The organism is Halorubrum marinum (genome assembly GCF_048381195.1).
GTDB lineage: Archaea > Halobacteriota > Halobacteria > Halobacteriales > Haloferacaceae > Halorubrum.
This window is the reverse complement of the sequence record NZ_JBLWMM010000006.1, coordinates 94,632-107,505: the sequence shown is the minus strand read 5'-3', so window position 1 is coordinate 107,505 and position 12,874 is coordinate 94,632. Positions and strand designations below refer to the sequence as shown.

Annotated in this window: 11 protein-coding genes and 1 tRNA gene; 8 read left to right on the top strand and 4 right to left on the bottom strand. The window is 66.6% G+C overall.

Annotation, left to right across the window (positions count from 1 at the left end):
• Positions 1–97: 97 nt before the first annotated feature.
• Genes ACNSN4_RS09850 through ACNSN4_RS09835 form a run of 4 tightly spaced genes read left to right on the top strand, consistent with a single transcriptional unit; the run spans position 98 to position 4,589 of the window.
• On the top strand, positions 98–1,474 hold the full coding sequence (locus ACNSN4_RS09850; protein WP_418285644.1) for an ABC transporter substrate-binding protein: 1,377 nt from the start codon (positions 98–100) through the stop codon (positions 1,472–1,474).
• A 6-nt stretch (positions 1,475–1,480) separates the two neighbouring features.
• Positions 1,481–2,548, top strand: coding sequence for a carbohydrate ABC transporter permease (locus ACNSN4_RS09845; protein ID WP_418285643.1), 1,068 nt, complete (start codon positions 1,481–1,483; stop codon positions 2,546–2,548).
• Positions 2,545–3,429, top strand: a complete 885-nt coding sequence (locus ACNSN4_RS09840) for a carbohydrate ABC transporter permease (RefSeq protein ID WP_418285642.1) — start codon at positions 2,545–2,547, stop codon at positions 3,427–3,429. The genes ACNSN4_RS09845 and ACNSN4_RS09840 overlap by 4 nt, the downstream gene beginning before the upstream one ends.
• Positions 3,429–4,589: an ABC transporter ATP-binding protein gene (locus tag ACNSN4_RS09835; RefSeq protein WP_418285641.1), complete on the top strand. Its 1,161-nt coding sequence runs from the start codon at positions 3,429–3,431 to the stop codon at positions 4,587–4,589. Before ACNSN4_RS09840 ends, ACNSN4_RS09835 begins: the two co-directional genes overlap by 1 nt.
• Positions 4,590–4,635: 46 nt before the next feature.
• Here ACNSN4_RS09835 and ACNSN4_RS09830 read toward each other — a convergent pair whose 3' ends face one another.
• The 4 genes from ACNSN4_RS09830 to ACNSN4_RS09815 all read right to left on the bottom strand — a co-directional run bounded on the left by ACNSN4_RS09830 (position 4,636) and on the right by ACNSN4_RS09815 (position 7,022).
• Positions 4,636–5,304 (bottom strand): DUF4013 domain-containing protein, encoded by a 669-nt coding sequence (locus tag ACNSN4_RS09830; RefSeq protein WP_418285640.1) that lies wholly within the window; start codon positions 5,302–5,304, stop codon positions 4,636–4,638.
• Positions 5,305–5,364: 60 nt separating this feature from the next.
• Positions 5,365–5,784, bottom strand: coding sequence for an SHOCT domain-containing protein (locus tag ACNSN4_RS09825; RefSeq protein ID WP_418285639.1), 420 nt, complete (start codon positions 5,782–5,784; stop codon positions 5,365–5,367).
• 84 nt (positions 5,785–5,868) lie between these two features.
• Positions 5,869–6,342 carry a DUF192 domain-containing protein gene (locus ACNSN4_RS09820; protein WP_418285638.1) on the bottom strand — a complete coding sequence of 158 codons (474 nt, stop codon included), beginning with the start codon at positions 6,340–6,342 and terminating at the stop codon, positions 5,869–5,871.
• Complete coding sequence (locus ACNSN4_RS09815) at positions 6,339–7,022, bottom strand: TetR/AcrR family transcriptional regulator (protein WP_418285637.1); 684 nt, start codon at positions 7,020–7,022, stop codon at positions 6,339–6,341. The genes ACNSN4_RS09820 and ACNSN4_RS09815 overlap by 4 nt, the downstream gene beginning before the upstream one ends.
• Before the next feature lie 278 nt (positions 7,023–7,300).
• Here ACNSN4_RS09815 and ACNSN4_RS09810 point away from each other — a divergent pair, with 278 nt between their 5' ends.
• The 4 genes from ACNSN4_RS09810 to ACNSN4_RS09795 all read left to right on the top strand — a co-directional run bounded on the left by ACNSN4_RS09810 (position 7,301) and on the right by ACNSN4_RS09795 (position 12,486).
• Positions 7,301–8,935 (top strand): COG1361 S-layer family protein, encoded by a 1,635-nt coding sequence (locus tag ACNSN4_RS09810; protein ID WP_418285636.1) that lies wholly within the window; start codon positions 7,301–7,303, stop codon positions 8,933–8,935.
• A complete protein-coding gene (locus ACNSN4_RS09805; RefSeq protein ID WP_418285635.1) occupies positions 8,936–11,416 on the top strand; it encodes an efflux RND transporter permease subunit in 2,481 nt (826 codons plus the stop codon).
• A gap of 67 nt (positions 11,417–11,483) precedes the next feature.
• Positions 11,484–11,557, top strand: a tRNA-Val gene (locus tag ACNSN4_RS09800).
• Between the two features lie 176 nt (positions 11,558–11,733).
• Positions 11,734–12,486, top strand: a complete 753-nt coding sequence (locus ACNSN4_RS09795) for a hypothetical protein (RefSeq protein ID WP_418285634.1) — start codon at positions 11,734–11,736, stop codon at positions 12,484–12,486.
• The last annotated feature ends 388 nt before the right edge of the window (positions 12,487–12,874 follow it).

Genomic DNA, 12,874 nt, shown 5'->3' with positions numbered 1-12,874 from the left:
CGGAGCCGCGTGAGTAACTAACGCAAAAGAATTACTTGACATATGAAATAATCGAACATCAATTATTAAGTGTTCACGGTGTCGATCACTAATATACATGTCACATGACAGCCCATCCGACGAGACAGGCCGTCTCACTCGCCGGCACTACGTCGCCGGCGCCGGGACCCTCGCGACCGTGGGGATCGCCGGTTGTTCAGACGACGGGAACGGCTCCGGCGACGACGGCGGCGCAGATGACGGGAGCGCTGACGACGGCTCCGGCGACGACGGAAGCGGTGACGGCTCCGGCGGCGACGCGTCCAGCGAGCTGGAGATCATCCACTGGTGGACCGCGGGCGGCGAGGAAGACGCGTACAACGCGATGCTCGACGGGTTCCGCGAGGAGAACCCCGACGTCGAGATCGTCGACAATCCGGCACCCGGCGGTGCGGGCTCGGCGATCGACGCCGTCGTCCAGAACCGCGTCATCGACGGCAACCCGCCGAGCACGTTCCAGATCTGGCCCGGACAGGCTCTCACGCCGTACACGAACGAGGGACTCTTGGAAGATATCGGCGACTCCGTCTGGGACGACGACATGCGCGAGGCGTACCTCGACGACGTCGTCGACCTCTCCAGTCCGGCCGGCGACCTGGTCGCGGTACCGATCAACATCCACCGCCTGAACAACCTGTTTTTCAACGTCTCCGTGGTCGAGGAGGCCGACATCGATCCGACCGACATCGACGACCCACAGGGGCTGCTCGGTGCGCTGGAGACGATCGACGCGGAGACCGACGCCACGCCGCTGGCCCATCAGACCCAGAGCCCGTGGTCGTCGCTCCAGCTGTGGGAGAACATCTTCCTCGGTCAGCAGGGCGTCGACGACTACCAGTCCATCCTCGACGGCGACGTCGAGGGGCTCGAAGACGAGGTCCGTTCCGCCCTCGAACTGCTCGCGGACTACCTCGACTACGTCCCCGAAGACGCGGGCTCCATCTCGTGGGACCAGGGGAACGACGAGCTGATCAACGGCAACGCCGCGGTCATCCACCAGGGCGACTGGGCGGCGGGCCAGTACGAGGGCGCGAGCGGCTTCGAGTTCGGCGAGGACTGGGACATGGTCCCGTTCCCGGGCACCGACGGCGTGTACCACTCCGTCATCGACTCGTTCGTCTTCCCGACCAACAACCCGTCACCGGAGGCGACGGAGCGGTTCCTCAACTACGCCGGCTCCGTCGACGCCCAGGAGCGGTTCAACCCGATCAAGGGGTCGATCCCGCCGCGTACCGACGTGCCGATGGACGAGTTCGGTGACTTCCTCTCGCGGCAGTTCGACGACTTCCAGAACTCGAACAGCCAGCCGCCGACGATCGCGCACGGGACCGGTGTCGCACCGGCGATCCACTCCGCGCTGGAGGAGGTCTTCGCCAACTTCAACGGAAACCTCGACGTCGACACGGCGTACGAAGGGATCCGCGACGCGTTCTAACTCGCGATGTCTTCGCGGATTTTTGCAGCGTTGACGCGTGACACCGGCAGGTCATCGGCCGCCGAGAGCGACGCCGGTTCCGTCGCCGAGAGCGACGCCGATCCCGCGGCCCGGACCGACGGCGGCGCGGTCGTCGACGCGGAGCCGGAACCGAGCGACCCGGCCGACACCGATAGTGCTCCGCTACTCACGCGGCTCGGCCGCAGTCGGTTCCTCGAGTCGCTGCCCTTCTGGGGGCCGCCGGGGCTGCTCGTGTTCTTCTTCGTGTACGGCGCCATCTCGTGGAACTTCGTCATCTCGCTGACCGAGTGGGAGGGGCTCGGGTCGCCCGACTACTCCTCGCTATCGACGGCGGCGTACGCGGAGCTGCTCTCGGACGCCTCGTTCGTCGCGGCGTTCCGGAACACTATCGCACTGCTCGTCGTGTTCACCGCGCTCTCGCTCGTCGTCGGCCTGTTTCTGGCGATTCTGGTCGACCGGAAGATTCGCTTCGAGAACACGTTCCGGACGATCTACCTGCTGCCGATGAGCCTCTCGTTCGTCGTCACCGCGATCTTCTGGTCGTGGATGTACAACCCGCGAATCGGGCTTATCAACGAGGTGTTGCGCGGGGTCGGGCTCGACGCGCTCACGCAGGCGTGGCTCGCCGACCCGCGATTCAAGCTGGCGTCGATCATCTTCGCGCTGATGTGGCAGTTCTCCGGCTACTGCATGGTCGTGTATCTCGCCGGACTCCGCGCCATTCCGAACGCCCAGTACGAGGCGGCCCGTATCGACGGGGCGTCGACGCTCCGGCTCTACTGGCGCGTGATTATCCCGCAGCTACGGGCGTCGACCATGTCGGCGGCCGTCGTACTGATCGTGTTCGCGCTGAAGGCGTTCGACTTCCTGTTCGTGCTGTTCGGGGTCAACCCCGGCAGCTCCGCGGACATCCTCTCCGTGATGATGTTCCGCGTCGCGTTCGACAGGCTTCAGTGGGCGTACGGCTCGGCGGTCGCGATGGTGCTGTTCCTGATGGCGCTGAGCGTGATCGGTCCGTACCTGTACCTGCAGTACCAGCGGGGTGAGCTATGAGCGACGACGCGAGCGACGGGTCGGTGTTCGGACGGATCGAGGCGTCGCGGGTCGCGCTGTACGCGGTGCTGCTCGCGATGGTCGCGTTCTACCTCGCGCCGCTCGAATCCGGGCTGATGACCGCGTTCAAGACCCCGGAAGGCTTCCGGACGACGACGCCGTTCGCGCTCCCACCAGCGGGCGAGTTCACGGTCACCGCGTGGGGAACGGCGTTCGAGCGGCTTTCGACCGGGCTGCTCAACAGCGCGATGATGGCGGTTCCGGCGACGGTGTTGTCTGCGCTGTTCGGATCGCTGGCGGCGTACGGGCTGACGAACCTCGACTGGCGCGGGCAGGTCGGCGTCCTGATGCTGTTCGTCGCCGGCGTCTTCATCCCGTACCAGGCGGTGTTAGTGCCGCTGACGCAGTTCTGGTCGTTCGTCGACCTCGGCGGCCGGATCCCCCTCGCGTTCGTCGACGACTACCAGGGGCTGATCAACCTGAGTATCACCCACGTCGCGTACGGGATTCCGATCTGTACGGTGCTCTTCCGATCGTACTACGCGACGATCGACGACGAGATGCTGGAGGCGGCGCGGCTGGACGGCGCTTCCGCGGCGACGATCTACCGCCGCATCGTGCTCCCGCTGTCGGTGCCGATCTTCGCGGTGACGCTCATCTACCAGTTCACGCAGATTTGGAACGATCTCCTCTTCGCCATCGTCTTGGTCAGCGACCCGTCGAACCAAGTCGTGACGGTGGCGTTGAACCAGCTGCAGGGGTCGTTCGTCCAGCAGTACAACCTTCAGATGGCGGGGGCGTTCATCGCGGCGTTACCGACGCTTATCGTGTACGTCCTCTTCGGCGAACAGTTCGCGAAAGGCGTCGCAGGTGAAACATAATGGCACAACTCGAACTCGACTCGGTGACGAAGCGATTCGGCGAGGGGGACGGCTCCATACTCGCCGTAGACGACGTGAACATTGACATCGCGGACGGGGAGTTCCTCGTCCTCGTCGGCCCCTCGGGCTGCGGCAAGTCGACGACGCTCCGAATGATCGCGGGCCTCGAGTCGATCACCGACGGCGAGATCCGACTCGACGGTCAGCGGATGAACGAGCGGGGGCCCGCGGAGCGAGACATCGCGATGGTGTTCCAGAGCTACGCGCTGTATCCGCATATGACCGTCCGCGAGAACATGCGGTTCGGCTTAGAGGAGTCGACCGACCTCGACGCCGCCGAGATGGACGACCGCGTCGAGCACACGGCCGACCTCCTCGACATCACCGAGCTGCTCGACCGGAAGCCGGGGGCGCTCTCCGGCGGCCAGCAGCAGCGGGTCGCGCTGGGGCGCGCCATCGTGCGCGAGCCCAAGGCGTTCCTCATGGACGAACCGCTCTCGAACCTCGACGCCAAGCTCCGCTCGCAGATGCGCACGGAGCTCCAGCAGCTGCAGGCCGACCTCGACACGACCACCGTCTACGTCACCCACGACCAGACGGAGGCGATGACGATGGGCGACCGGATCGCGATCTTAGACGCCGGAGAGCTCCAGCAGGTGGCGACGCCGCTCGAAGCGTACCACCGGCCGGCGAACCGGTTCGTCGCCGGATTCATCGGTGAGCCGTCGATGAACTTCATCGACTGCGAGGTAGAAGGAGACGCGCTCGTCGCCGAGGGGCTCCGCTACCCGCTCGCCGACGAGGCAGCCGCTGCGGTCGCCGAAAGCGTAACCGTTACACTCGGGATCCGTCCCGAAGACATCGTCGTCGACGTCGACGGCACTCCCGACGGAGCTCCTGACGGCGACGGGCGTGACCACACCTTCCTCGCCACCGTCGACGTGGTCGAGCCGATGGGCGACGAGAACGTGGTCCACCTTTCCGTCGAGGAGGGGCCCGGGCTGATCGCGACGGTCGACGGGCTCCGGCAGATCGACGCCGGCACGGCTATCACCGTCACGATTCCGGAGGACGCGATACACGTGTTCGACGACGCGTCCGGTGAGGCGCTTCACAGCCGCTCGCTCGACGACGCCGAGCTTGACGACGCGCGGGTCTGAGCGGACGGGCGTCAGTCGAGGACCGCACCGCTCGGGCGGTAACCACTCAGATTCCGCGCCGCTCCCACGCCCGGCCCGTCGCGTGACCGATCGCGGCCGCGGCGACGACTTCGACGTAGAATCCGACGAAAAAGCCGAGAGCGACGGCGTTGAGCGGGCCGTACGCCGCGGCGGTCAGCCCCAGCCCGCCGGCCGCGAGGAGGGTCGCGACGAGGTACCCCGCGTCCCGCGTCGCAGTCCCCACGAGGGTCGTGTCGACCGCGGCGCGCAGGGAGCCCTCGCGGGCGACGGCGACGAGCGCGGCCGGAAGCGGGTAACAGATCGCAAAGGCCAGCAGCGTCGAGACCGTCGTCCCGACGAGGAAGAAGACGCCGTCGGTCGTCCCCGTCGGATCGATCCCCTCCAGCGGCCCGCCGAGGGTGACGAGGAGGAGCGCGACGGGCGCGATAAGGTAGCCGACGGCCGTCACGAGCAGCCGGAGTCCGTCGCGGAGCAGCGGCCCGACCGGCCGCCATCCCGGACGCTCGGCGGTCTCATCCGGGCCAGCGGACGCAGTGGCGGCGAGCACCCGCGAGAGGTAGCCAGCGACCGCGACGAACGGAACAAGCGGGATCCAGACGGCGAGCAGGTGGAGTCCGCCGCCGACGACGAGCGCGTCGAACCGCGGCGGTCCGCGAATCGGGTACGCGAGGAGTTCGGGAATGGAACGCGTCACGCGAGACCCCCGCTCCGAACGCTCACGGAGTCGAACCGGTCACTCACGAGTCCGAACCGGTCACTCACGGATCCGCTCGACCTCGCGACGGATCCCCTCGCGAACGCGGTCGGCGACCTCGTCCGGATTCGATCCGCCCGCGACCTCCGCGTCCTCGGTCTCCAACAGCCGATCGAGCTTCCGTTCGAACTCGGTCTCGTCGATCTCGCCGCGAGCGTAGCGCTCGCGGAGCGCGTCGAGGGCGGGGTCGGTCTCTTCTCCGGTCGCGTCGCCCGAGGCGTCGCCGTCCGGGAGGGGGCTCGTCAGCGTGTGGAGGACGGGCAGGAGGATGAACAGCCCGACGAACCAGACGAGCGGGAGCGACCACCACACACCGGTGACGAGGGGCGCGACGACACCGACGCCGACGACGAGCAGGGCGAACACCCGTCGCCAGCGGTGGCGGAGGTTCCACGCGATCCGGCGGGTGAGCCCAGTCATAGTCGGATCGACGACTGCGAGGGGGAAATCGGTTTCGTCGCCGTCGGGCCGGAGGCGGTCACGGCAGCGCAAGGACGGTCCCGTTCACGGCAGTTCGAAGACGATCCTGTCGCCGGGCGCCACCCCGTTGCGGTCGCTCCACCCTCGCGGCACTTCGAGGACGTACTGCCCGGTACCACGATACTCGGTGAGCGGTCGCGACTCCGGCTCCGCCTCGTGGATCGCGGTGACGGTGCCGTCGGGGGCGGCGAAGATGATATCGATTCCGAAGGACATGTCGCGCATCACGTACGGGTACTCGCCGGGTTCGTCGTGGACGAACAGCATCCCCTCGTCGGCGCGGAGTGCTTCGGTCGCCGAGAGTCCGACGTACCGCTTCGCGATCCCGTCGGCGACCCGGACCTCAACCGTCGCGAGCGACTCGCCGGTCTCGCCGTCGACGGCCTCGACGGTCGTGGTCTCGTAGTCCGTGATCAGCAGCGCCGGGTTCATCGCGACGACAGCCGCTCCCGCGAGGACGAGCAGACCGACGACCAGCGCGAGGCGACGGCGGGTCACGAATCGGCGTCGGTCTCGGGCGTCTCGGCGGCAGTCTCGTCCTGCTCAGTATCGGTGTCGTCCCGCTCGGCATCACCCGCGAACAGCCCGGCGACGACGGTGTCGATGAGCGCCGCCTCGACGGCGTCGTAGTCGGCGGTACCGCCGATCTCCACGAGCGTCTCCTGCGACCGGGTAGTGAAGACGAGCGAGCGGATCACCCCGCCGACGACCGCGGGGTCATCGAAGCGGAACTCGTCGAGTTCCACCCACCGGTCGGCGTAGGAGAGGTCGCTCTCGCGGACGCTCGCCGCGAGCGCCTCCTGCTCCGACTCCGAGAGCCGCGCTTGGAGCGCGTGGAGCTCGTTCTCGACGATCAGCCGCGAGATGAGCGGATTCGTCCTGACCTCGCTGAACATGGTTTCGAGCATCGTCCGGAGTTCCGCCCGGGGCGTCGTGGCGGCCGACACCGCCTCGTCGATTCGCGCTTCGAGCAGGTCGCGTTCTGCACACAGTACCTCGACGTACAGTGCCTCCTTGGAGTCGAAGAACCCGTAGAACGTGCTCGTCCCGATATCGACCGCCTCGGTGACGTCTCTGATCCGGGTCCGCTCGAACCCGAACTGCGTGAACAGGTCGCGACCCGCCTCCACGAGCTGCGAGCGGATCCGGTCGCGGTCCGCCTCGCTGAACCGGCTCATCGCGGGATTCCGAGACGATCCGACGGGCGGTCGGCTCCCGAGTCGGTCGATCCGCGAGGGAGGGTCACTATCAGTTCCATACGCCCCGCACGATTCCACGAACGAAAACATTATGGATTCGTGGACGCTCAGTTTGGTCGTGAAGCGAATCGCATCCGCGACGACCGTCGGTCCGTGTCCGCTGCGTCGGTCGTCGCGTCGGTCGTCGAACCCGTTTCTTCCGTTGAGTTCTCCGTTCTCGTCGAAATCGCGCCGTCCTCCGTGGGGGCGGTGACCGAATGCGTTCGACGCGAACGCCGTCGGCCGTCGCCGTCGTTGCCGTCGTCGTTGCGGTCCTCACCGTCGCGATCCTCTCGGCCGTCGGAGGGATCGCCGTCGCACAGGGTAACACGGCCCAGCAGACGGCGGCGCCGCAGGCCGGAGGCGAGCCCGACCTCGACGTCCACGCCCCGAACCCGACGCTCACCCCGGGACAGACGAACGAGGTCACCCTCCAGATCTCGAACGACGGCGAGTTGGACTACGGCTCGCCCGAGCTTCGCGAGGCGGTCACCACCGCCCGCAACGTCCGCGTCGAGGCCGACGCCGACGGCACCCCGCTGACGGTTGAGTCCGGCGAGACGGCGATCGGTTCCGTCACCGAGGACCGTCCCGGCGAGGTACCGATCGCCGTGAGCGTCCCCGACGACATCGAGGAGGGCTCGTACACCGTCGACGTGCGGGTTCGGTACTCGCACACGTACCGCACCGGATCGGTGGTCCAAGAGCGGTCGCGATCGACGACCGTCTCCGTCGACCTCGAAGTCGACTCGGACGCGCGCTTCGAGGTCGTCAACGCGACGACCGACGCCCGAATCGGCGACACCGGGACGCTGGAAGTCGAAATCGAGAACGTCGGCGCCGAGTCCGCTCGCGACGCCAACGTGATCCTCGAATCGCAGAGCGCGGGGCTCGGGTTCGGCGAGAGCGCGAGCGACGCCGCGCGAATCGGCGAGATCGAGGCAGGCGAGACCGCGACCGTCAGGTACGACGTGGGCTTCGCGCCGGACGCGCCGGTGCGCGAGTACGCGCTCGACGCGAGCGTCGCCTTCCGGACGCCGGAGGGGCTTCAGCGGCTCGACGAGACGCCGACGCTCGGCGTGACTCCCGCGGAGCGTCAGCGGTTCTCCGTCGCAGACGTCGAATCCGACCTGTACGTCGGCGAGGAGGGCGAGGTTCGCGGGACCGTCACGAACGACGGGCCGGTAACCGCGCAGAACGTCGTGATTCGGTACGCCGAAGAGTCGCCGAACGTGATCCCGATCGAGACCGCGGTCGCCGTCGGGACGCTCGAAGCGGGCGAGTCGGCCGACTTCCGGCTCCCGATCGAGATCAGCGGCGAGGCGGAGGCAGTCGACCGGACCGCCGACATCGCGGTCCAGTACCGGAACGCCGACTCCGAGCTGCGCCTGTACGAGGACGTCGAGCTCCTCTTCGACGTGTCGCCGAAGCGCGACCAGTTCGTCCTCGACGTCCAGCAGCGGGAGATCACGGCGGGCGAGTCGATCACCCTCGACGTCGAGGTGACGAACAACCTCGACGAGCCCGTCACGGACGTCGAGGCGCGGCTGTTCACGGACAGCCCGCTCGACAGCGACGACGACGAGGCGTACGTCGAAGCGTTGGCCCCGGGTGAATCCACAACGATGACATTCACTCTCGACGCGGAGTCGTCGGCGACCGCCAAGACGTACCCCGTTTCCGTCGACTTCCGGTACGACGACGCTCGCGGGAACAGCCAGCTGTCGGACACCACGCGGGTCCCGATCACCGTCGTCGACGGCGAGGGCGGGGTGCCGTGGCTGGTCATCGTCGGCGCGCTCGTCCTGATCGTCGTCGCGGGCGGCGCCGTCTACTACACGCGGGCGACGTAGATGTCCGGAGCCGGCGAGCGGATCGAAGCGGTCACCCAGCGGGTCAACGAGCGGATCGTCACGCGTCCGCGGGCGGTCGTCGTCGCGTTCCTCGTCGTCACCGCCCTGTTCGCCGGGGGGATTCCGGCGATCGAGACGCAGACGGACATCACCGAAGGGTTCACCGAGGGACTCCCCGAACAGGAGGCGCAGGACGCGATCGACGCGGAGTTCGACGATCCGTTCACGGCCGACGAGGAGACGACACAGCTGATCCACGTCGGAACCGACGTGCTCACGCGCGGGGAGCTGTTATCGATGCTCCGGGTGCTCGAACGCGTCGAGAGCCGCGACGAGCTACGGATGGCCTCGGCGAACGGACCCGCCCCGATCGTCGCGCAGGCGCTCGACCCGACGGCGGTGACGGCGGCCGAACAGCGTCGGGCCGTACAGCGCGCGAGCGATTCGGAGATACGGCGGACGGTCCGTCAACTGGGCGAGAACCCCGGATTCTCGGCGCTCCTCTCAGACGATTTCAATCCGGATCAGGCCACCGCCTCCGCGTCCGTGACGGTCGTCACTCACGAGGTGCCCGGGAGCTCCGACGGCGACGACCTCGCGGACATCCAGCGGACGACGGGCACGATCGCGGACGACGAGCCGAGCGACATCCGCGCGTTCGGGCAGGGGGTCATCGACGACGAGTTCGCGGCGATCATCGGCGACTCGCTTTTGATCGTCATGCCCGTCGTCGTCGTGCTGCTCTTAGGCTTCCTCGTCGTCGCCTACCGCGACCCGATCGATCTCGCGCTCGGACTCTTCGCCCTGCTGATGACGCTGATCTGGACGTTCGGCTTCCTCGGGTACTCCGGGATCCCCTTCGACCAGCAGCAGATCGCGGTCCCGGTGTTGCTGCTGGCGGTCGGCGTCGACTTCGGGATCCACATCATCAATCGATACCGCGAGGAGACCGTCCAGGGGTACGACGCGGTGCCCGCGATGCAGACCGCCGCCAACCAGCTGGCGATCGCGTTCGTCATCGTCACCGTCACCGCGGTGTTCGGGTTCGGCGCGAACGTCACCTCGGCGCTCGAGCCGATCCGGAACCTCGGGCTCGTCTCCGCCGTCGGGATCGTGTTCACGTTCCTCATCTTCGGGCTCTTCTTACCCGCGGCGAAACTCGAGATCGACCGGCTCCGTGTGCGATACGGCGTCCCGGAGTTCAACGCCTCTCCCATCGCTTCCGAGGGATCCGCGCTCGGACGGCTCCTCTCGGTGTCGGCGACGGCCGGGCAGAAGGCGCCCGCGCTGTTCGTCGTCGCCCTCCTGCTCGTCGGCGGCGGGTTGGGCGCGTACGGCGCGGGCGTCGACACCACCTTCGAGGAGGAGGACTTCTTACCGCCCGAAGAGGAGCCGGGGTATATCGAGTACATCCCCGAGCCGTTCGCGCCCGGCGAGTACACGGTCACCGAGACGATCAACATCCTCTCGGACCGGTTCGAGGCGAATCAGGACGAGTCGATCACGATATTCGTCGAGGGCTCCTTCGAAGAGGATCACGCGCTGGAGGCGCTCGTCGCCCCGAACGACGACCCGCCGGAGAGCCTCGCGGTCGGCCCGGGCGGGACCGCCGACACCCGGAGCATCGTCACGGTGATCCAACAGCACGCGCAGAACGACGAGGAGTTCGCGGCGCTCGTCGCCCGCAACGACCGGAGCGGGAACGGCGTGCCCGACCGGAACCTCGATCTGATCTACGACGAGCTGTTCGCCTCACCGGCCGGGCCGCAGGCGGAGCGGTACCTGACCGAGGACCGCCGCGGCGCGCAAGTCGAGTACACCGTCGCGGCCGACGCGACGCAGGGCGAGGTGTCCGCGGACGGTGCGGCCCTCGCCGACGACTTCCGGTACGCCGCGACGGCGACGGGCCAACTCATCATCTTCGACGCGATCACGTCGGTGATCTTCGAGTCGGCGGTGCAAGGCATGATTCTCGCGGTCGGACTCACGGGCGTGTTCCTCGTGATCACCTACGGGGTGTTGGAGGGGAAGCCGATGCTCGGCGTGGTGAACGTGTTCCCGATCCTCATCGCGGTCGCGTCGCTGATCGGGACGATGCGATTCCTGGGGCTGCCGCTGAACGCCCTGACCGCGACGATCCTCTCCATCGCGATCGGGATCGGGATCGCGTACTCGGTACACATCACGGCGCGCTTTATCGACGAGTACAACGCGACCGCTGACACGCTCGGGTCCCTGCAGACGACGCTGACCGGGACGGGCGGGGCGCTCACGGGGAGCATGCTGACGACGACGCTGGGGACCGGGGCGCTCTCGCTGGCGATCACGCCCGTGCTCGGCGACTTCGGGTTCCTGATGGCGATGAGCGTGGCCTACTCGTTCGTCGCCTCGATCGTGGCGCTGCCGCCCGCGCTGTTCCTCTGGGACCGGGTGCGTCGGGCGGAGGGGTCGAAGCTCGCGGCGCTCGTCGGGAGGCAGTAGGCGCGCTGTGGCCGGAGTCGGTCGAAGTAGTAACCGTTTTCAGCGCACGGCGGGTCCGTCTTGGTGCGGGCTCGTGGTCTAGCTGGTTATGACGCGGCCTTTACAAGGCTGAGGTCGGCGGTTCGAACCCGCCCGAGCCCATTTCTGGGACGAGCGAAGCGAGTCACAGAAATGTATGCGAAGGCGGTCGAACCGAGTATACTATCCGACTTGGTAGCGATAGCGGTTTGCTATCGAATACACGCGAATCGTTCTCTATATTCTCAGAGTCGTGGAATGGTAGCAACGGCTACATATTGTGTTCACTAAATTGAAACATGGCTGGATCCGAGTGGATAGAGGCGATTAAGCGCCAACGTGTTGGAGTCAAGATCGCCCTTGCGCTCGGCGGGTTGGTCGTCATCGGATTGGTGATTTTCGGCGGGCTGTATGCGTTCGGAGCGTTCCTTTTCTACGACTCGTACGAATCGTCGTACAACTACGAGACGAGAGTTTCCGTCGACGGAGCGACGGAAGATCTCGTCCTCGTCGCTCCCGTTCCGGTCCATAACGACGAGGTCGATATCGGCGAGATCAATCTCTATACGTATGACGATCAAGTGGGTGACTGGGAATATGCCGTCATTGATACCGAACACGGCCCCATGCTGGAGATTAGGATCTCCGAGATCACCGGTGCCGATGAACTCGTCTTCGAATCGACCGTCTACTCGGATCGGACCATAGAGACGAAAGCGCCTCGTGGAGTCGAGCCGGTCCTCTCACCGATGTACGATGTCGAGGAGCTCGACGCTTCGTTCGAGCGTCGCCCGGATACCAAGCTGTATAGTCTCACGAGCATGGCGTATGCAGAACACGGCGGTCCCGGTGACGTCGAACTGAGCCTGGTCGTCCGGCATGAGGGAGCGAATACGTGGTGGACGTTCGGCTGGAGTGGGAATCATTACGAGACGTACGTAACGACGTTCGGCGCCACACCCGATCCCGCTGGAGAGTGGTTTCGGCTTGAGGGAGATCACCGAGAGGGGGCCGGAAGTTACGCCCGCTTTGGCCCCCCACTCCCACAGTGAAGTTCGAACCAGCTGTCGGCCATCGCCCCGATATCGATTTGCCGCTCGAACGACTAGAGAACAGTAGCGTTCGAGGTTCAAAGTAGACATGATGCCGCCTATTATCCGTCGGTGTCCCGAGTGCGGCCTTATAAGCCGGAGCCGTCGGTTCACGGTCACCGTCACCGATGCCGGCGACCGGCTGGTCGTGTGCCCCTCATGCGACCATCGGTTCAGACCACTCGACGATCCGCGGCGCAACTGATCCGAGAGAGGGACAACCGGCTCTGTCGAACTCCCGGAAAGCGAGATGTTCTGACCGCACGTAGCCAGTGCAGACGCGGCGGATCGATAGTACGTCGAGCGTCTCGGTCGCGGCACGTCCGAGGATAGCGATATTCGTCCCTCG